Here is a 19,297-nt window from a genome sequence, read left to right on the forward strand (position 1 = left end):
TTTTAATAAATGGGTTACCTTAATTGTGATGCAACGAAGCACTGATTTTGGCTCTATTTAAATTATTTCGGGTTACCTATTTCCGTGATGCAACGGGAGTTATAACTTAATCATTAATAATCACTTAATTAATCAATTTGTCTAAATATAAAACTTTGCATATACTTATTTTTAAATAACCTTTGCAAGGATGCACTATGAAAAAAGTAATATTCTTGTTCCTGATTGTTGGGTCTACTTCCCTGGTTGCCGGTTGCGGCTTTTCTAACTGTTGCGGCTATTCTTCCTGCGGAAGTTGCGGCACTGTTGCTGTCAACTGTTGTGGTTCGTCCGGCTGGTACTAATAATAAACAACCCGATCTCCTTACGGCAAATAAAGTTGTAAGGAGTCTTCCTGAATAGCTTAAATAAATTAATTTTCCTTGTCTAATGCTCTTGAACTTGAATTGAGCAAACATTAGCGTGTACACTGGAAGAATATTTTTACTGGTCGACTAACAGGAAGGGTTCAGCGTTGGCTAAAATTATTGTTATTACATCAGGTAAGGGCGGTGTAGGTAAAACAACTACTTCGGCGGCTATCTCTTCAGGTCTTGCCATGCGAGGTCATAAAACCGTTGTGGTCGATTTCGACATTGGCCTCAGGAACCTGGACATCATAATGGGCTGTGAGCGTCGGGTTGTCTATGATTTTGTTAACGTTATTAATGGTGAAGCAAGCCTGAATCAAGCGTTAATCAAAGACAAGCGACTATCAGATTTATATATCCTGCCTGCGTCACAAACTCGCGATAAAGATTCATTAACACTTGCAGGTGTAGAAAAAATTCTTAATGAATTAGCAAATGAGTTTGAATACATTATATGTGATTCACCAGCAGGAATAGAGACTGGTGCCTTGATGGCAATGTATTTTGCCGATCATGCCATTGTAGTAACGAATCCTGAAGTCTCATCCGTACGTGATTCAGACAGAATTTTAGGTATTTTAGCCAGTAAAACCAAACGGGCAGTGGAAAATCAGACGCCTGTTATTGAGCATCTTTTACTAACTCGCTACGATCCTGAGCGTGTAGAAAAAGGAGAAATGCTATCTGTTAATGACGTTAAGGAGATTCTTGCCATACCTCTGATTGGTGTAATTCCCGAGTCGAAGGCGGTTCTGAAAGCGTCCAACACAGGGACCCCAGTTGTGCTTGATGAGACCAGTGATGCAGGAATAGCCTACCAGGACGCCATAGCCCGATTTTTAGGGGAAGACAAGCCCATGCGTTTTATTAATAGTGAGCGGAAAGGAATATTGCGCCGCTTGTTCGGAAAAAACAAGGAGGACATTCCAGCATGAGCCTATTCAGTTACTTGAGAAAAAAAACCAGTACGGCATCTGTAGCTAAAGAGCGTTTGCAAATTATTATTTCGCACGAACGCTCCCAACGTAACACTCCCGATTATTTACCTAAGCTGCAGGAAGAAATTCTCGCCGTAATCGCGAAATATATTCGTATAAATCGCGATCAGGTCAGCGTAAATCTGGAGCGCATGGGGGACAGTGCCGTGCTTGAGCTTAATGTAACCATGCCTGATGAAGTACTCGAAGAAAGCTAGCAGATAAGTTTGCTATTTATATAACTTTATTAGATTGACGAAGACCAGATTCTTGCATGATAATTATGCATAAAAAATAATCAATATGGCTAAATAAACATAATTTCCTCATTCCTTCGATGTACTTTAAATTCCTTGTTACTCATATCAAAACTATAAGTTAAGTAACAAAAATCACGGACATTGGAAAGGACTCGATCATTGAAAGCAACCATATTAATTCCTTCTTCATCCCTTGCCGAAGCCACTCTTAATAAAGGATGACCTTCTCTGGCCACCCGTTTTCCAATTTCCTGACATTTGGAGTAATTTAATTTATCAATTAACCAAGGGTATGCTTGTACTTTTTTTGATAAGTCAAAAGCAAGACCATGACAACTGATTTCACCTACTTTCCTTTCACTATAAATTATCTCCTCATCTGCAAAGGCATCAGGAGAGTCAAGAATATCCTGAATAAAATGATACCTGGTTTCATAAATACTGGTTTTCAGCGTTTCGCATCCATACCAGCAAGCAAATGATCCATCACTAAAGCGAGAGGCAGTAGTATGTTCAAAAGGATAGTTAATAAAATCATTTTTACTATAATTAAAGGCTCTCTGGATCATGGAGTGATTAACCAGGCTTGGCCGTATATAAATATCCAGCTCATTTGCTGCATCCCAATCCAGAGGATCATCGCTAAGATCATCAAATAGATTCTGGGATTTCCTAATGCTGCGAATGTTGCGGAAAAGATCCTTGGAATAATCAATTGCCACATCAAATAGATCCATTATTAGTGACCTCGCATATGATCTGTAAGCAGCCTGACTTGAGCAATACCGATATACCCATAATCAAGCATAATTTCTAATGGGGTTAAATTATCAAACTTTCTATTACGTGCCTTTATCCACCTGTAAACAACTTCTCTGTTTTCAGGATAAATAATTCTAAGACTCTTATGAATACCCAACAAGTTACTCACTCGCTCAATTGTATCTCTACCCGCGATATGAGCAGTTCCTTTTTTAAACTTGTCAAGTTGTGCAGAGCTAATTCCTCCCAACAGGTTTCGCTGCTCATCATTTTTCAATTCCCATCTATTGAAAAGAGCAATAATATTTTGTGTGTTTCGCTTCAGGCTATCTTCATTAAGGTTTTTTACTGTGGGTTGTTTACCAATGTTCATGGCGCGCCCCATAAGTATATTTATATGTAATATTATTCTATAAATAGAAAAATATCCATAAAATATACTATTTCAATAGATAGCACATGCATTATCACCCACTATGTTAATTCGGGAAGAAAATAATTGATTAAAAGCAGCAGGCATATTACCACACTTAAGATAATTGCTACTCGTTTAAAGAGTCGATCGATATTTTGTCTGCTTTCATGTTTAGTTATTATTTTTGCAATGGCTTCTCTCTGCTCCTTTGAATCAAACAACGCTCCATTTTCCACACTGACAAGAGTTCCATCTGGTGTAAATCTAAATGGCTCCATATGTTCAAAATACTCAACGCCATAATCAATTAATAATTGCTCCCCTTTTATAATATCCCTTAACGCATAATAAACTATATTTTCTATACCGTTTAAAACATCTCTTTTCGCAACCAGGTTGGCTTTAATCAATGAGCAGTCCGAATTGTCCGAAGCAGGGGCATGATTTACAAATCTTGCAATATTGCCATACTCCCGGGCATCAACCCCTAAATTCAAAACATCGATTTCAGGGTTAAAATAATATCTTTTGTTGATGGGGTCACTGCTTTTCTTTCCATAGTAGACACAAACCGCCTCCCCTTCCCTGATTAACTTCCTCGAATACACACCACATCCAATCAAGCTATTGATATAGCGCAATTCATATTTCTTAAAATCATCTGATTGATTTAATAATTGATTCAGGATTGGATTTTCTTCAAATAAAGAATCTCCATTGACGACAGGAGGGAGATTTGTAAAAGAAACCTCTTCATCAATAAGCAGATGATCGTAAAACTGAAATCTGCAATCTGAAAACTCGGTGATGATGGCATTTAAATGATTAACACTAATTAATTTACTTGCAGCTTTATGGTAATCGATAGAAAACGGAATCTTATGGTTATTCATTGAATGAAAAAGAGCCTCTGAGGAGGTTATCTTAAACAGATAGTCCCTTGAACTCTCCTCTTGAATCAGGGTTGCATAAATATACCTCGCCATCTGGAGAAACGTTTTCCTGCTATTGCAGGTATACTGACAGATATTATTAACAGGGTATAATACGGGGTGATTCAGTAACGGATGGCTGAAATTTAATGTTCTAAAAGAATGGGGACCTATCTTTTCATTATCATTAACTAAATAAGTTCCCGAAGCGACATCAAAAATTGCTTTCTTATATGCTGATTGCCTGTCTTGGTTAGTAAAAGCAATTTTTACCATATTAATATTTTGAAATATAGCTCAGGTTGAAACAAATCCTTGATGTTTTCACAAGCAAACATCAAGGATTTAAAGGATCTAACAGAGGAGTTAATTAATTATTTCTTCTGTTGCCAAATCATCTTCGCTGAGACTAGCCCTCTTTTTTACTTTACCTGGTGGATTATTCGCAGGGACTCTTCGCAATTCCTCATCATTAAAGTCATCAACTGCAATTGCTTCTTGCCTTGCAATCTCTGCTTCCCGTAATTTCAGCGCTTCTTTAGCATCAAGAATATGACATTGTTCTGCTTCTTCAATTTGATCAAGCAAAGTCAATGAGGTAAGCATGCCATCTTTTACGGCATTAGAGACTTTTCTTTCCAATTCTTGTACAGCATAGAGCTGCAGGAAAGTTTTTTCCAAGCGCCCCAAGGGACAGTTCTCAATAGGCTCTACAAATACCAACCGGGTCAAACGGTTACGCGCTTCATTTGGTTCAGTCAGTAGGTGTGCTAATTTTTGTCCCAATTTATCAGAGGGTTTATGACGTCGATTACCGAAAGGCATTAATGATAATTTGAGCACAATGCGAGCCCAGCGAACAGGAAAGTTGACAATCACAGCCTGAATGGCAACTTCACACTCATGAAACAACTGCTGACAACACCAATCAACTAAAGGCAAGTCAGTAGAAGGCTCACCATCTTCATGAAAACGTTTTAATACCGCTGAAGCCAGATAAAGATTACTTAAGATATCTCCCAGGCGGGCAGAAATTTTTTCTTTCCGCTTTAACGCACCACCGAGCACAACCATAGAAAAATCAGAGAGAAAAGCCAGGTTAGTACTATATCGATGAATAAGTTGATAGTACCGTTTCGCTTTACTCTCAGGTGCGCCAGTAAATCGAGCATCCGTCAATGAGAAAATCAACGATTTTGTTAAATTGGCGAGGACAAATCCTGCATGTCCCCAGAATGCTTTATCAAAAGCCACGAGATCGTTTTTGCGAACACTTTCCAACTCCTGAAAAACGTAGGGATGGCAACGAACAGCGCCTTGACCGAATATAATGAGACTGCGGGTTAAGATATTAGCTCCCTCTACGGTAATACTAATCGGTGCATTTTGATAACCACGGCCAAGATAATTATTAGGTCCCAAACAAATACCTTTTCCACCATGAATGTCCATCGCATCCATCGCAACCTGACGTGCCCTCTCGGTGGTATGGTATTTCAATATTGCCCCTGCTACAGAAGGTTTGGCACCATGATCAATGGCAGCTGCAGTCATGGTCAATCCTGCATCAATAAGATAGGTATTTCCCGCAATCCGCGCCAAAGGCTCTTCTATACCTTCAAATTTAGCAATTGATTGGTTAAATTGTTTACGAACCCGTGCATAAGCCCCACTGGCTAAAGCACCAGCCTGGGAACCGCCCATAGCGCTTGAGGGCAGTGAGATAGCACGTCCGGCACTTAAACACTCCATCAGCATACGCCAGCCAGCTCCAGCCATAGCGGCTCCACCAATCAGATAGTCCAGAGGAACAAATACATCTTTCCCCTGAGTAGGCCCGTTTAAAAAACCCGTATTCAGAGGGAAATGACGCCGTCCTTTAATAACGCCCGGTGTATTTGCCGGGATTAAAGCCAGCGTAATTCCTATATCTGTTCCCTTTCCCAGTAAATTTTCCGGGTCAAACATACGGAATGCCAATCCTATTACCGTGGCAATCGGACATAAGGTGATATAACGCTTATTCCATGTCAAACGCACCCCTAACACATCCTGGCCATTAAATTCCTGACGGCAAACAATCCCTTTATCAGGAATTGAAGCTGCATCAGAGCCTGCATTAGGGCCTGTCAGGGCAAAACAGGGGATTTCTCTACCATCGGCCAAACGGGGTAAATAATAATCCTTTTGCTCCTCGGTACCATATTTTAATAGCAATTCGGCAGGCCCCAAAGAATTAGGCACCGAAATGCTGCTGCCAACCGTTACCGAACGACCATACAGTCTTGCCAGAATTGTAAACTGGGCCGTAGCTGAAAATCCAAGCCCCCCATAACGCTTGGGAATAATCATTCCCAGAAAACCCTTCTCCTTAATAAATTGCCAAATTTCAGCTGGCATATCAGTGTGTACATGGGTAATATCCCAATCATCAATCATCCGGCAAAGTTCATTCACAGAACCTTCAATAAATGCGTTTTCCTCCTCAGTTAACTTAACTGCCGGAGCATTAAGAAGACGATTAAAATCAGGCGCACCACTAAATAAATCACCTTCCCAGCCTACTGTCCCAGCTTCAAGCGCTTCACGCTCTGTAGCCGACATGGCTGGCATTAACTTACTAATTTTTCTGAATAAATGACGAGAGACAAGTTGCTTGCGCAGAGGGTTGATAGAGCCGAGTATCAATCCTGCAGCAATTAGCCACAAAAACCCTTGGGCGATAATTCCCGGTGAAGCGAACTTCATCACCAGCAGCGCAAACAGGATATAACTGATTGCCCAAACAGCAATAGATGCCTGTCTGGCCAGTAATAAAAAGGTGGCACCTGCCACTGCCAGTATGATTAGACTATGCAACACTATTCTCTCCTTTTAGTAATTATCCTTAGATAAAGCCCCATCATAAAACAGCCTTATGGGAAGCTGTCCTTAATTTTTATATACATTACCTGAGTATAGTATCAAGCGCCATAATAACCTGATTTGCAACCTGCACAGGGTACTCCATAGGCAGCATATGCGTTCCTTTTATTTTCATACTTGAGATATTGTAATGTTTTTTCATATAGCGTACATCAAGACGATCTACAACAGTACTCTTATTGCCATAAATCAGCATCGCAGGTATAGTCAGCCGCCCTTCATATTCATGAAGGGTGTGAGGGATGGTTCTATAAATTAAATATTCAATATGGCGGTCAAAACGAAGCATATAGCCATTTTCCGTTCTTTGCAGCCCATACTCAATATAATCCTCCAGGCAAGCCTGAGTAAATGTTTTAAAGAGTTCACGTCCTTTCAAATACTCAAGAAGCTGTTCTTTATTCTGCCAGTGTTCCCTTCTATTACGTGTGCGCAAAGCAGGCGTAATCCTATCGATTACGCCTAATGCTTTGGCAATACGCACCATATTGGACTTAAACCGTCCGAGGAGGGGCGAATCAATCATAATTACAGCCTTAAACAACGCAGGCTGTTCAATTGCCGCTAACAGACTTAAAACCCCACCCAAAGAATGACCCACGGCAATGACCGGTTGATTGGCTTTCTCTCGTACACTAGAAATAACTTCATCGACTAAAAAATGCCAATTTTCTGTAACCGGGAACTGTGAGTTATGGCCAATCCTGTCAATGTAACAATAGTCGTATCTGGTCGCCAGCTGACTTAATAATTGCGAATAGCAAGGAGCAGGAAAGCCATTTCCGTGAGCAAAATGGATAAGTTCCCTCATGAAACCACCAGCTTACGGCTTTCGCGTTCAAGTGAGCGTATGGCAAAAACATAATAGCCTAACAGAAGAACAATCAACAAAAATCCAAACCCTGGAAAAAACAAATCAAATGCCAAACAGAATAACAACACCAGAATGTGAGGGGTAGCGCTTACCGTCAGCAAGCGGAGAGCTTGTTTATAGCTAATAGTTAATGAATAAAACAGCTTGGCAATAAATTGCCCCATTAAGGCGAAGGCAAGAAAAAATACCAGGTACATGGCAAAAAACACAAGCACAATACTTGGATATAAAAGTACCTGTGAAACGATCTTTAATTTCTGGACTCCCAAAGTATTTATCATATCTTTACCATCAAAGACTTCATTAATATTTTCAGTAAGCGGTACAACACCAACCAATTGACCGGAGGGTTCCATTTGTTGGGCAAAAAAGAAATCATGAACAAAAATACGATAAAAAACTTTATCTTCGGTAATTAACGCCATTAGCTGAGGGTAGTTATTGTCGATTGTCTTAATTGTGCCTGTTGTATCAATAATAAATACAACCTGCCCAGCATCATTTTTTACCTCATAAGGCATCGGTTTGTCAAAAGAAACCTTGCCATTTTGAATATAGATGGTCGGGAATCTTTCCAGTGGCTGGATAATCTGCTCATCAAAAAAACGATTTAATTCTGAAAGGATCTGCAATGAAAAAGGAATACATCCCAATAACAAAACCAATAGTAAATAACGAAAGCCAAAGCCTTTCCATCGTTTACCAACATCCACGTATAAACGTCGACTAAAAAAAGATAAAAACAATGCCTGGATGTAGTTATAAAGCGGGGTATCAATTTTCCTTAAAGCCCTTGCTTGTTCAGCCATGCCATCCTCCCAGACGTAAACCTGTTTTTTGGTGAAATAGATTAGCCTTATTAATATCCAGCTCCAAAGCCAGCTGATGTTCCACAATTTGGGTATCAGCCGAGGTCCTCACTGCAAAACGCGCTTTACCACATCGACTGATTACCTGCAATAATTTATCCGCACCCATGTCATCAATAAACTCAATTCTAACCGGAATCACCCCTTGTTGTTTTTTTTCGGCAACACTTACATGCTCAGGCCTTATCCCTATAATGACCTCAGTCCCACAAGAAACAGGTTGCATTAATGCAGGCAGCGGCAGTTCAATGCCTAGCTGGGTAACAATTTTCTTATTGACAAGATCGACCTTTGCTGGCAAAAAGTTAACCGGGTAATGTCCGGTAAAACCCGCGACAAAAACTGATGCCGGTTTTGAGTATAGCACCTGTGGAGAGCCAATTTGTTCGACCCTACCCTTATTTAACACCAGGACTTTAGAGGCCATCGTCATTGCTTCAGTTTGATCATGCGTAACATATAAACAGGTGGTATTTAACTGTTGATGTAATTTTTTAATTTCATGGCGCATTTCCGTACGCAATTTTGCATCAAGATTAGACAAAGGCTCATCAAACAGAAACACTGCCGGCGAACGGACAATAGCCCGCCCCATTGCCACTCTTTGGCGCTGGCCACCAGAAAGCACCTTCGGCTTACGCTGTAAATAATCGGATAAATGCAGCATGGAAGCAACATCGTTAACCTTCTGCCGTATAAGTTTGGTACTTAGCCCCCTCATTTTTAAGCCATAAGCCATGTTGTCAAATACGCTCATATGAGGATACAAGGCATAATTTTGAAACACCATCGCCATATCACGCTTTGCTGGCGGTATTTTATTAACATTTTGATCATTAATTAAAATATCTCCGGAGCTAACCGAATCCAAACCTGCTACCAGTCGTAATAAAGTCGATTTTCCACAACCTGATGGCCCTACTACGGCGACAAATTCCCCATTCTCAATATTCAAGTTGACCTTATCGAGAATAAGCTCCTGCGCATAACACTTACTGACATCTACTAATTTTACTGTTGCCATTAATGCATTAACCCCCTTTCAAACCAACGCTGCATCGTTACTACTACCAGACAAGGTGGTATTAACGCAATTAATGCAATAGTCATAATGTAGTGCCATTGTGGAATTTGATCAGCAACCCCGACCAAATAGCGAATACCCATTACTATTGTTGCCATGCTGCCATCTGTCGTAATGACTAATGGCCAAAGGTATTGATTCCAACCATATACAAAAAGAATAATAAACAGGGCTGCTATTTGTGTTTTTGACAAAGGTAAAAGAATATCTACAAAGAAACGAAGCGGTCCGGCACCATCGAGTTTGGCTGCATCAACCAGTTCCTTGGGAATAGTTTTAAAAAACTGCCGAAATAAAAACGTTGCCGTAGCTGAAGCCATCAGGGGCAGGCTAAGACCGGCAAACGTATTTAGCCAGGAAAAAGAAGCAATAACCTGGAAGGTAGGTACAATCCTCACTTCGACAGGCAACATCATAGTGGAAAAAATTAAAGCAAAAGAGAATCTTTTCCAAGGGAACTCGAAATACACCAGCGCAAAGGCAGAAAGCAAAGCCAGAATGATTTTACCACCAGCAATTAAGCTTGCCATGACAAAACTATTGAGCAACATTTGCCAAACCGGTTGCCCCCCAGTCGCTATTAACCCCTCAGAAAGCACTGTTTTAATATTATGCCACAAAGCTGCTCCAGGCCATACAGGCAATGGGGCGTGCATCATAGCGCTGCCATCATGGCTGGCTGCAACCAAAGCCATATAAAGTGGCATAAACAGGAATAAAACAAAAAAAACCAGGAGGCCGTGGTTAATTAAACGATTTAAAATTTTCATTCGTAATGCACCCTTTTTTCAAGGTAGCGAAACTGGAAAAAGGTAAGCATCATCACCATCAACATTAACATGACCGACTGCGCAGAAGAGCTGCCAGGATCCATTCCCACAAAACCATCCCGGTAAACTTTATAAATCAGCGTGGCAGTACTGTTATCAGGACCACCATTAGTCATCACATCAATAATGCCAAACGTATCAAAAAAAGCATAGATCAGATTCATTACCAATAAAAAGAAGGTTGTCGGTGATAGTAAAGGGAAAATAATTTGCCAAAACCGTCTCCACCGGGATGCTCCGTCCAGAATGGCTGCTTCAACCAAAGACGAAGGAATCGCTTTAAGCGCTGCAAAGAAGAAAAGAAAGTTATAACTGAACTGCTGCCAGCTGGCTGTTAATATGACCACCAGCAATGCCTGTTTGGCATGAATAAGATAATTAAACTGGACACCCGTATTTTGTAATCCATAGGCCACCCATCCTATCGCTGGCTGACACAGAAAACGCCATAATATTGCTGCTATTGCAGGCGCAACCGCATAGGGCCAAAGAAGTAAAGTTTTATAAACCTGCTGGCTTCTACACCGGCTTTGAACAAGAACCGCCAGAAACAACCCCAGACTCATAGTTAATAACGTTACAAAAAAAGCAATGGTCAGTGTCACCAAAATAGCCTTCCTGTAGTTAGGGTCTATCAATAAATCTAAAAAATTGGTTAGTCCTGCAAACTCACTATGTAATCCGAAGGAATCACTGAAAAAAAAAGCCTGAACAAATGCGGTGAGCGCTGGCCAAATAAAAAACAGGAGTGTGACAAGCAATTGGGAAAAAATTAAGATTAATGCCAGTTTTCTATGTTGGGTATATTTAGCCATTCAGGGATTTAATTGCTACTTTGTCCGCCAGTATAACGAATTTTACACGCTTTATATACCACCAGAAACTATAAGTGCTCCAAGTACGTTTCCCTGACTTATCACCTGAAAATTGCTACACTTATTTTATAATTCCATGAAGGAATTCCTATGCGTTGCGTTCTAATTGAAAATCCAGGCCCACTAAGCCGTTTAGTCATTAGTGAACAGGAAGAACCAGCCTGTAAATCGGAAGAACTTTTAGTGCAAGTCAGAGCCACTGCATTAAACCGTGCTGATTTATTTCAACGGCAAGGTTTCTACCCTCCTCCAGCGGGTGCTTCCGTTATTCCAGGATTGGAAATTGCAGGAGAAGTAATTACGACAGGTACTGAAGTCACCCGCTTTGCCGTGGGTGATCTCGTTTATGGTCTTGTTCCTGGAGGGGGTTATGCGGAATATTGCTGTATCAATCAGAATCTTGCTCAGCACATCCCGGAGCATTGGAGTTTTCTTTATGCCGCAGCCTTACCTGAAGCGCTAATGACCGCTCATGCCAGTATTTTTTTATTAGGCCAATTAAGGCAGGGTCAAACCCTGCTTATTCATGCGGCAGGGAGTGGTATCAGTTCTCTCGCAATTCAGATGGCTAAAATGCAAGGAGCCAACATTATCAGTACCGCCGGTAGTGAGGAGAAAATCGCAAAAGCCAGCAACCTTGGTGCAATGACGCTTATCAACTACGAGAAAGAAGACATTGAGACAGTCCTTGATGAAAAATCGATCGATCTTATAGTAGATTTTATCGGCGGCTCTTATTTCCTAAAACACCTGTATCTCTTAAAAACACAAGGAAAGTTAATACAAATTGGAGCAATGCAAGGAATCATGTCTGATTGTAATCTGGCATTAGTCATGCAAAAAAGGCTGCAGATTCACGGATTTGTCTTACGTTCCCAACCACTGTTTGAGAAAGCGGCCCTCTGGGAGTCTAGCCAGCAGGAATGGGCCAGTGCGCTTCTGAACAAATCAATAGTTCCCATAATCGACTCGGAATTTACTCTCGATAGCATTGAACAAGCACATGCCCGCATGCAGGATAGAACTCATTTTGGAAAAATTGTGGTCCGTGTTGGATAGTTTCTCACTGAGAAAATGAAGGATTGTATCAATAAATTCTGTAACTAAAACTCATTGGGTCTGTTTATTTTCCAAAACCTTACTTCTCCTTACGGTACGGTTCAAAAGCTGAGTATATATCGGTTCATTACCAGCTAACTGCACAATGGTAGTCGATGTGAGACAACTCACCATCAAGGGTAATATTAATGAATAATTTTGCGTCATCTCAACTACCAAAATAATTCCGGTAACCGGAGCCCGCACAGCTGCTGAGAATAACGCCCCCATGCCTGCCACAGCAAACATTCCTGCATGTACCGTTGTGTCTTGAACGATAAGGTGTAGAACATGATAAAAAGCCAAACCAAGCAATGTGCCTAACGCTAACATTGGAGCAAATATACCACCCGGTACACTGGTAGAATAGCAGAGCAATGTGGTAAAAAACCTGACTATTATTAGCAGCACTAAAATTGAAAAGGAAGGTGACATTGTTAAAGCTTGCTCAATAATCTCATAGCCGCCACCTACCGCTTGAGGATAACTTTGGGCAAGATAACCAACTATAGCACCGATAAATAATACGTATAAAATCCATGTTTTCCTGGAAAAATTATCTGTAAAAGCCAACGTTCTCATCAGCATCTTATTAAACAAAATTCCCGCAAAACCGACGACGATGCCAAAAAGAAAAAAGAGCCACAACGACTGCAGGCTGGGTAACTCAAAAACATCCATGGGGATAACAGCCTGGGGACCAATAATAAAATGCAACGCGATGGTTGCCATGACACAACTGATTGCAACAGTTTTAAAGTTAGTAAAAGAAAAATTAAATTCATTACGCATTTCTTCTAAAACAAAAAGTACGCCGGCCAAGGGGGCATTAAAAGCAGTAGCCAAACCTGCGGCTGCTCCGGCAGCAATCAGTGTTTCACACCGCTCTGCTGGTAAATGCAGCGACTCACCCAACATTTGTCCAAGATTCCCGCCCATTTGAATCGTGGGACCTTCACGGCCGAGAACCAGTTTTGCAGAGATAGCCATTACCCCGCCCAGAAACTTGACTGGCAGCAACCGGCGCCAGAAAATTGGACGTTCATGCAATAAAGCCCCTTCAATTTCCTGTACCCCACTGCCAGAAGCCTCTGGAGCAAATCCTCTTACTAAAAACCAGGCTAAAAATACCAACAGCATTGAGATAGCAGCAGAAAATAGGCCGACAGGTATTTCCTGACGCAAGCCATAATTTAATATGATAATAATTAGGTGATTAACATAATGAATCGCCAGTTGAAAAAAAGAGCCGACAATCCCTGTCAATATACCGAGTACAATAGCAACGGCATATACTATCAAAATCCTGTCACGCATTTGAGGTAACTGTCTCCATTAAATTATTTATAATCCTTAACCCTGCCTGCTGTGGCATTGATAAAATTGTCTCCGGATGAAACTGTACCGCAGACACAGGCAATGTTTTATGCGCTATGGCCATAACAATCCCATCATTGCTTAGTGCAGTGACTTTTAGTTCTTCAGGGATCTTTTTCAAAGAAGCATAAAGGGAATGATAGCGGCCAGCAGTAAAAGAATCACCAAACCCGGCAAAAAGACCTGAATTATCCTTCACTTCAATCTCTGAAGCCTTGCCATGCATGGGGTAGCCTAAAACATCAAGCACACCGCCGAAATACTCCACAATACCCTGAAGCCCCAAACAAACCCCAAACAATGGGATCTGCTGTTTAAGAACAGCTTCGATAGTTTGTGCCACATTAAAATCTTCTGGTTTTCCTGGACCTGGTGATAATATTACCAGATCAAAATGCTGTTGCTGCAAGTAATTCAAAGCATGTTCGCTGCGCACTGTTAGCACTTCTGCCCCTGTTTGGCGTACATAATTAGCCAGTGTATGAACAAACGAATCCTGATGGTCGACTAGTAGAACTTTCTTGCCCAAGCCAGACTTTGAAACAGAAAAAGCTGTACTGGTCTGAGGTTCTTTTTTCTGCAGCATCTCAAGAAAGGCGGATGCCTTTAGCCGGGTTTCCTGCTCTTCAGCTTGAGGGATCGAATCATAAAGCAACGTTGCACCAACTCGAATCTCAGCTATACCCTGCTGAATGCGCATTGTCCTCAATACCAATCCAGTGTTTAAATTACCATTAAATCCAAACCAGCCCACAGCACCCGCATACCATCTACGAGGTGATTTTTCATGTTGCTCAATAAAATTCATCGCCCATAATTTGGGGGCGCCGGTGACAGTAACCACCCACATGTGAGTTAAAAAAGCATCAACCGCATCAAAACCGTCACGTAACATTCCTTCAACATGATCCACTGTATGGATTAGCCGTGAATACATTTCAATTTGCCGTCGGCCTACTACCCGTACGCTTCCCGCCTCACAGACTCGGGATTTGTCATTTCGATCAACATCAGTACACATAGTCAGCTCGGAAGCTTCCTTTTCGGAATCTAACAACAGCTGAATGTTGTATGCGTCTTCAATAGCGTCCGCGCCTCTTTTGATGGTTCCTGAAATGGGGCAGGTTTCCACCCGTTTCCCCTGAACGCGAACATACATTTCGGGGGATGCTCCTACTAAATATTCATCCTGACCTAAATTAATAAAAAAACCATAAGGAGAGGGATTAAGACGCCGCATACGACTAAAAATAGCAGAAGGTTGTTCCTGGCAATGTGAGTAAAAAGTTTGGCTTGGCACCACTTCAAAGAGATCCCCGCAGGCAAATCGTTTTCGGGCAGTCTCAACCAATCGTGCATATTCGCCTGGTGCATGATCGCAGTCTTTTTCAGGCTTCAATTTTGGTTCATATTTTTTAAATTCACCTTCCCGGGGCAGAGCCTGCGTGGATTTGCCCTGGTATTGGAAATTGTAACGCCTGATGAAAGCTTCTTCCTTGCGATGATTAACAACATAGATTTCATCAGGTAAATACAATACCATATCACGCTGATCATGGGGACGCTCCAGAGATTGCGTCAGGGCTTCAAACTGGAAAATCAGATCATAACCAAAAGCCCCATAGAATCCCAAATAAGGTTCATCAGATTTAAAGAAAGCAAGTAATTCCCTTAATACAGTAAATACAGAAGGTTGGCGACTGCGATTTTCTTCGTTAAAAATCTCCTGAGACACTTTAACTTGAAATGTATACAACTGTTCTGACTGCTCGTTAATAATCAATTCGCTGCAAGCTGCCAGGGTCGGAGAAATCATGGCCAAAATAATTTCTCCACGCTTATTCAACGCTTGTAACTGGACTTCCTTATTCTTGCAAACGATAGCTAACGGCGGATTATAAAAGCCTATATCCCAACAGGTATAACGGCCAGGGTATTCAAAGCTGGAGGCAAATAATGCACCGCGTTGTGTATCCAATCGCTCAAGAAGAGGATCTATTGCCTTATCATAAGCCAGAGTATGCTGTTCATACTCTATATGCACCCCACCCACAGTTTTTACCTGTTGTAACATCAAGAGGACTCTAAAAATACGACATGTGATTCATTCTACTTTAAAAATAAAGCGCTGCAAGGCTATAACGCTGTTAAATAATAAGATAAAAGAACCCGTGTATAACTACACCCCTGCAGGATCCATGAATCTTCAGGATCGCTGGAGCCCGCAGGGTCGAGAACCAGTGAGGATAAATCCCTCGATTAGGAAAACCATACTTTAGATAGCACCCCGGATGGATTTACTTTAATCATTTAAGAAAAGATTGTATCTTAAAGCACTCTTAAATTGTCTTATCCGTTTTGGAACCATCAATGACAACAATCACAGAAAGCGATTTACAAACCCTCGAGCAGCTTGCTGCCCTGGCAACTGAGCCTGAACACAACATTCAGCTAGCAGAAGAAATTACTGCCATCATGAATTTTGTCGAGCAACTGCGAGAAGTAAACACCACTGATATCGCTCCTCTTTTTCATCCCCTTGACCTGCACCAACGGTTAAGAGTCGATGAGGTTAATGAACAGGATTGTCGTGCCCAGCTGGCTGAGATAGCTCCACTTTTTGAAAATGACTTATATTTGGTTCCCGAGGTTATTGATTCAGGACAGTAAACCATGCACAAACTCCCCTTAAAAGAATTGGCTCAGGCTTTACGCCGTGGTGATTTCTCAAGTGTAGAATTAACCCGGCATTATTTAAATCGTATCCAGCAATATCAGCTGCTGAACGCCTTTATCTCCATAGATGAAGAACAGGCGCTGAAAGCTGCAGCGATTGCTGATAAATTATTGAAACAAGGACAAGCCAAACCTCTGACTGGCATCCCCATGGCTCATAAGGATATTTTTTGCACCTATAAATTACCTACCACCTGTGGTTCAAAGATGTTGGCTAATTTCCAATCACCTTATCAGGCAACCATTGTATCCAAACTGCAAGAACAGGCTGTTGTAATGCTGGGTAAAACCAACATGGATGAATTTGCCATGGGATCCGCCAATGAAAACAGTTATTTTGGTCCGGTTAAAAATCCCTGGAACACTGAAAGAGTGGCAGGAGGTTCTTCTGGCGGTTCGGCTGCCGCAGTAGCAGCAGCACTCGTACCCTTTGCCACTGGCTCAGATACCGGTGGCTCCATCAGACAACCGGCAGCCTTCTGTGGGATATCAGGAATTAAACCTACCTACGGTCTTATTTCCCGTTATGGCATGGTCGCCTTTGCCTCAAGCCTTGATCAGGCAGGTCCTATGGCACACAGTGCTGAAGAATTAGCTTTAATCCTCCAGGCAATGGCAGGGTTTGATCCCAGTGACTCCACCTCGGTAAATCAAGTCATTCCTGATTATTCCGCCAACCTGAACCGTTCCATTAAAGGCATGCGCATTGGCTTACCTTCCTGCTTCTTTCAAAAGGAAGTAGCAACGGACATCCAGCAAGCAATTCATCAGGCGGTTAAAATTTTCCAGCAGGAAGGTGCGGAAATTATAACAGTTGATTTGCCGCTGCAACCCTTATGGGTAGCCTGTTACTACGTTATCGCTTGTGCAGAGGCTTCATCAAACTTATCACGTTATGATGGTATCCGTTATGGCCATCGTAGCAGTCGCGGCGGAACATTAAGTGAGCTGATTACCCATTCTCGCAGTGAAGGCTTTGGCACTGAGGTTAAACGTCGCATCCTTACAGGTACCCATGTGTTATCTTCCGGCTATTTTGACGACTATTATTTACAAGCATTAAAAATCAGGCGTTTGATCCAAAAAGAAATGCAGGAAACCTTAAGCAAGATTGATATTATCTTAGGTCCCACCACACCAACCTGTGCCTTTAAATCAGGTGAGAAACAAACTGATCCGGTAAAAAACTACCTGGCAGACATATTTACAGTAGCTGCTAATTTGGCAGGTCTACCTGCAATGTCCATTCCAGCAGGTTTCAGCCAGGGACTACCTATCGGTATACAATTAATTGGCAATTACTTTAATGAAGCCAGGCTTCTTAATGTTGCCCACCATTATCAGCAATGTACAGACTGGCATCAGGCCAGACCAACCTACCGAGGATAATTTATGGAATGGGATACTGTTATTGGTCTTGAGGTTCATGCCCAACTGAAAACCAAATCCAAACTTTTCTCTGGCGCTGCAACTGCCTTTGGTGCTGAACCCAATTCACAAACCTGCTATATAGATGCGGGCTTACCGGGCGTTCTTCCTGTGCTTAATCAACAGGCAGTTCATATGGCTATTCAATTTGGCCTGTCTGTAAACGCCGAAATTAATAATTATTCCTATTTTGAACGTAAAAATTACTTTTATCCCGATTTACCCAAAGGCTATCAAATAAGCCAATTCCAGCAACCTATCGTTTCTAATGGTTACTTGAACATCGAACTTAATGACGGAATCGAGAAAAAAGTAGCGATTGTAAGAGCTCACTTGGAAGAAGACGCCGGCAAATCGCTTCACGGTATTTATGCTGGCTACACCGGCATTGATCTTAACCGGGCAGGCACACCCCTGCTTGAAATCGTTACCGCGCCTTGCCTTTCTTCTGCCGAAGAAGCAATCAGCTATCTTAAAACGTTGCATCGATTAGTACGATTCTTAGGGATCTGCGATGGTAACATGCAGGAAGGTTCATTTCGTTGTGATGTCAATATCTCTCTTAAACGAAAAGGAGCTGTAAAATTAGGCACCCGAACTGAACTTAAAAATCTTAACTCGTTTCGTTTTATTGAAAAAGCTATTATTTATGAACAAGCGCGGCATCAGGATCTCTTGGAAAACGGTCAGTTTCTTGAACAGGAAACAAGACTCTATTGTCCGGAAACAAATACTACACAACTGCTAAGAAGCAAGGAAAATGAAAACGACTACCGTTATTTTCCTGATCCTGATTTATTACCTGTTCAAATTACAGCAGAAACCTTGGAGCAAGTCAGGCAAACCCTCCCTGCCCTGCCTGAAGAAATAAAACAAGAGCTTAAGCAAAGTAGCAGCTTGACTGGTGAAGACATCGATTTCTTGCTCTCTTCTCCTGCAAACTACCACTACTTTCATAGGGTAAAACAACAAACGTTGGCTGATCCGAAATTACTTGTTAACTGGCTTAAAGGTACCTATGCAGCAGCACTTAATGAGGCAAACCTTAATTTTGAGCACTCACCAGTATCCGCTGCATCCCTGGCTACCCTGCTTAATTACCTGGTACAGGGTAAAATCTCAGGGAAAATCGCCAAACAAATCTTTAACAAGCTCTGGGCAAGTGAAGGGAGTGTCGAGGCGATTATAAAAAAAGAAGGTTATGAGCAGTTAACCGACAATAGTCTGTTAGAGGAAATCATTCAAAAAATAATTATCCAGTATCCGGAGCAAACTTCGGAATACCGTGCAGGAAAAGAGAAATTATTATCCTTCTTTGTGGGTCAAATTATGAAACAAACCAAAGGACAAGCCAACCCGGAGCAGGTTAATCTTTTATTAAAAAAACATCTTAAAGGCTAGAGGTTTAAATATAACGCAGACTGATCCCGTAAAATACCAGGCAC

The 19,297-nt window shown here is 41.6% G+C and carries 18 protein-coding genes; 7 read left to right on the forward strand and 11 right to left on the reverse strand.

The features are described from left to right. Positions 1 to 197: 197 nt before the first annotated feature. The 3 genes from E1O65_RS12595 (at position 198) to minE (ending at position 1,605) form a co-directional block, all read left to right on the forward strand. Positions 198 to 344, forward strand: a complete 147-nt coding sequence (locus tag E1O65_RS12595; RefSeq protein ID WP_165474947.1) for a hypothetical protein — start codon at positions 198 to 200, stop codon at positions 342 to 344. Between the two features lie 170 nt (positions 345 to 514). Continuing rightward, entirely contained in the window at positions 515 to 1,345 is an 831-nt protein-coding gene (gene minD / locus E1O65_RS09255; RefSeq protein WP_133133325.1) for a septum site-determining protein MinD, read from the forward strand. Beyond that, positions 1,342 to 1,605: a cell division topological specificity factor MinE gene (gene minE, locus E1O65_RS09260; protein ID WP_133133326.1), complete on the forward strand. Its 264-nt coding sequence runs from the start codon at positions 1,342 to 1,344 to the stop codon at positions 1,603 to 1,605. The genes minD and minE overlap by 4 nt, the downstream gene beginning before the upstream one ends. A gap of 89 nt (positions 1,606 to 1,694) precedes the next feature. Here minE and E1O65_RS09265 read toward each other — a convergent pair whose 3' ends face one another. The 9 genes from E1O65_RS09265 to E1O65_RS09305 form a co-directional block, all read right to left on the reverse strand. Next, positions 1,695 to 2,384, reverse strand: a complete 690-nt coding sequence (locus tag E1O65_RS09265) for an RES family NAD+ phosphorylase (protein ID WP_207384239.1) — start codon at positions 2,382 to 2,384, stop codon at positions 1,695 to 1,697. A gap of 2 nt (positions 2,385 to 2,386) precedes the next feature. Further along, a complete protein-coding gene (locus E1O65_RS09270) occupies positions 2,387 to 2,782 on the reverse strand; it encodes an antitoxin Xre/MbcA/ParS toxin-binding domain-containing protein (protein WP_133133327.1) in 396 nt (131 codons plus the stop codon). A 101-nt stretch (positions 2,783 to 2,883) separates the two neighbouring features. After that, the gene (locus tag E1O65_RS09275) at positions 2,884 to 4,032 is read right to left on the reverse strand and encodes an SET domain-containing protein-lysine N-methyltransferase (protein ID WP_133133328.1); all 1,149 of its coding nucleotides are present in this window, start codon (positions 4,030 to 4,032) and stop codon (positions 2,884 to 2,886) included. Between the two features lie 90 nt (positions 4,033 to 4,122). After that, positions 4,123 to 6,618, reverse strand: coding sequence for an acyl-CoA dehydrogenase (locus tag E1O65_RS09280; protein WP_133133329.1), 2,496 nt, complete (start codon positions 6,616 to 6,618; stop codon positions 4,123 to 4,125). Between the two features lie 85 nt (positions 6,619 to 6,703). Beyond that, a complete protein-coding gene (locus E1O65_RS09285) occupies positions 6,704 to 7,492 on the reverse strand; it encodes an alpha/beta hydrolase (RefSeq protein WP_133133330.1) in 789 nt (262 codons plus the stop codon). Continuing rightward, positions 7,489 to 8,364, reverse strand: a complete 876-nt coding sequence (locus tag E1O65_RS09290) for a DUF1189 family protein (RefSeq protein WP_133133331.1) — start codon at positions 8,362 to 8,364, stop codon at positions 7,489 to 7,491. The genes E1O65_RS09285 and E1O65_RS09290 overlap by 4 nt, the downstream gene beginning before the upstream one ends. Next, positions 8,357 to 9,448 carry a sn-glycerol-3-phosphate ABC transporter ATP-binding protein UgpC gene (gene ugpC / locus E1O65_RS09295; protein WP_133133332.1) on the reverse strand — a complete coding sequence of 364 codons (1,092 nt, stop codon included), beginning with the start codon at positions 9,446 to 9,448 and terminating at the stop codon, positions 8,357 to 8,359. Before ugpC ends, E1O65_RS09290 begins: the two co-directional genes overlap by 8 nt. Then, positions 9,448 to 10,278 (reverse strand): sn-glycerol-3-phosphate ABC transporter permease UgpE, encoded by an 831-nt coding sequence (ugpE, locus tag E1O65_RS09300; protein ID WP_133133333.1) that lies wholly within the window; start codon positions 10,276 to 10,278, stop codon positions 9,448 to 9,450. Before ugpE ends, ugpC begins: the two co-directional genes overlap by 1 nt. Next, positions 10,275 to 11,153 carry an ABC transporter permease subunit gene (locus tag E1O65_RS09305; RefSeq protein ID WP_133133334.1) on the reverse strand — a complete coding sequence of 293 codons (879 nt, stop codon included), beginning with the start codon at positions 11,151 to 11,153 and terminating at the stop codon, positions 10,275 to 10,277. The genes ugpE and E1O65_RS09305 overlap by 4 nt, the downstream gene beginning before the upstream one ends. A 150-nt stretch (positions 11,154 to 11,303) precedes the next feature. On the opposite strand from E1O65_RS09305, the gene E1O65_RS09310 reads away from it, so the two are divergent. Then, positions 11,304 to 12,272 (forward strand): NAD(P)H-quinone oxidoreductase, encoded by a 969-nt coding sequence (locus E1O65_RS09310; protein WP_133133335.1) that lies wholly within the window; start codon positions 11,304 to 11,306, stop codon positions 12,270 to 12,272. A gap of 51 nt (positions 12,273 to 12,323) precedes the next feature. Here E1O65_RS09310 and clcA read toward each other — a convergent pair whose 3' ends face one another. Both clcA and E1O65_RS09320 read right to left on the reverse strand, forming a co-directional pair. Beyond that, on the reverse strand, positions 12,324 to 13,628 hold the full coding sequence (gene clcA / locus E1O65_RS09315; protein ID WP_133133336.1) for a H(+)/Cl(-) exchange transporter ClcA: 1,305 nt from the start codon (positions 13,626 to 13,628) through the stop codon (positions 12,324 to 12,326). After that, positions 13,621 to 15,762 (reverse strand): anthranilate synthase component I, encoded by a 2,142-nt coding sequence (locus tag E1O65_RS09320; protein ID WP_133133337.1) that lies wholly within the window; start codon positions 15,760 to 15,762, stop codon positions 13,621 to 13,623. Before E1O65_RS09320 ends, clcA begins: the two co-directional genes overlap by 8 nt. A 296-nt stretch (positions 15,763 to 16,058) precedes the next feature. Between E1O65_RS09320 and gatC the strand changes: the two genes are divergently transcribed. From gatC to gatB, 3 genes are read left to right on the forward strand one after another with little or no spacing between them, the layout of a single operon-like run. Continuing rightward, complete coding sequence (gene gatC, locus E1O65_RS09325) at positions 16,059 to 16,358, forward strand: Asp-tRNA(Asn)/Glu-tRNA(Gln) amidotransferase subunit GatC (RefSeq protein ID WP_133133338.1); 300 nt, start codon at positions 16,059 to 16,061, stop codon at positions 16,356 to 16,358. Positions 16,359 to 16,361: 3 nt separating this feature from the next. Then, a complete protein-coding gene (gene gatA / locus E1O65_RS09330; RefSeq protein ID WP_133133339.1) occupies positions 16,362 to 17,813 on the forward strand; it encodes an Asp-tRNA(Asn)/Glu-tRNA(Gln) amidotransferase subunit GatA in 1,452 nt (483 codons plus the stop codon). A 3-nt stretch (positions 17,814 to 17,816) separates the two neighbouring features. After that, positions 17,817 to 19,253 (forward strand): Asp-tRNA(Asn)/Glu-tRNA(Gln) amidotransferase subunit GatB, encoded by a 1,437-nt coding sequence (gene gatB / locus E1O65_RS09335; protein ID WP_133133340.1) that lies wholly within the window; start codon positions 17,817 to 17,819, stop codon positions 19,251 to 19,253. The last annotated feature ends 44 nt before the right edge of the window (positions 19,254 to 19,297 follow it).

Source organism: Legionella sp. W10-070 (assembly GCF_900640175.1).
In the GTDB taxonomy this organism is placed as follows: domain Bacteria; phylum Pseudomonadota; class Gammaproteobacteria; order Legionellales; family Legionellaceae; genus Tatlockia.

Bases quoted from the DNA above. Each gene is read 5' to 3' on its own strand.
- E1O65_RS12595 (WP_165474947.1), top strand. From the start codon at position 198: ATGAAAAAAGTAATATTCTTGTTCCTGATTGTTGGGTCTACTTCCCTG.
- minE (WP_133133326.1), top strand. From the start codon at position 1,342: ATGAGCCTATTCAGTTACTTGAGAAAAAAAACCAGTACGGCATCTGTA.
- E1O65_RS09265 (WP_207384239.1), bottom strand. From the start codon at position 2,384: ATGGATCTATTTGATGTGGCAATTGATTATTCCAAGGATCTTTTCCGC.
- E1O65_RS09270 (WP_133133327.1), bottom strand. From the start codon at position 2,782: ATGAACATTGGTAAACAACCCACAGTAAAAAACCTTAATGAAGATAGC.
- E1O65_RS09275 (WP_133133328.1), bottom strand. From the start codon at position 4,032: ATGGTAAAAATTGCTTTTACTAACCAAGACAGGCAATCAGCATATAAG.
- E1O65_RS09285 (WP_133133330.1), bottom strand. From the start codon at position 7,492: ATGAGGGAACTTATCCATTTTGCTCACGGAAATGGCTTTCCTGCTCCT.
- E1O65_RS09290 (WP_133133331.1), bottom strand. From the start codon at position 8,364: ATGGCTGAACAAGCAAGGGCTTTAAGGAAAATTGATACCCCGCTTTAT.
- ugpC (WP_133133332.1), bottom strand. From the start codon at position 9,448: ATGGCAACAGTAAAATTAGTAGATGTCAGTAAGTGTTATGCGCAGGAG.
- ugpE (WP_133133333.1), bottom strand. From the start codon at position 10,278: ATGAAAATTTTAAATCGTTTAATTAACCACGGCCTCCTGGTTTTTTTT.
- E1O65_RS09305 (WP_133133334.1), bottom strand. From the start codon at position 11,153: ATGGCTAAATATACCCAACATAGAAAACTGGCATTAATCTTAATTTTT.
- E1O65_RS09310 (WP_133133335.1), top strand. From the start codon at position 11,304: ATGCGTTGCGTTCTAATTGAAAATCCAGGCCCACTAAGCCGTTTAGTC.
- clcA (WP_133133336.1), bottom strand. From the start codon at position 13,628: ATGCGTGACAGGATTTTGATAGTATATGCCGTTGCTATTGTACTCGGT.
- E1O65_RS09320 (WP_133133337.1), bottom strand. From the start codon at position 15,762: ATGTTACAACAGGTAAAAACTGTGGGTGGGGTGCATATAGAGTATGAA.
- gatC (WP_133133338.1), top strand. From the start codon at position 16,059: ATGACAACAATCACAGAAAGCGATTTACAAACCCTCGAGCAGCTTGCT.
- gatA (WP_133133339.1), top strand. From the start codon at position 16,362: ATGCACAAACTCCCCTTAAAAGAATTGGCTCAGGCTTTACGCCGTGGT.
- gatB (WP_133133340.1), top strand. From the start codon at position 17,817: ATGGAATGGGATACTGTTATTGGTCTTGAGGTTCATGCCCAACTGAAA.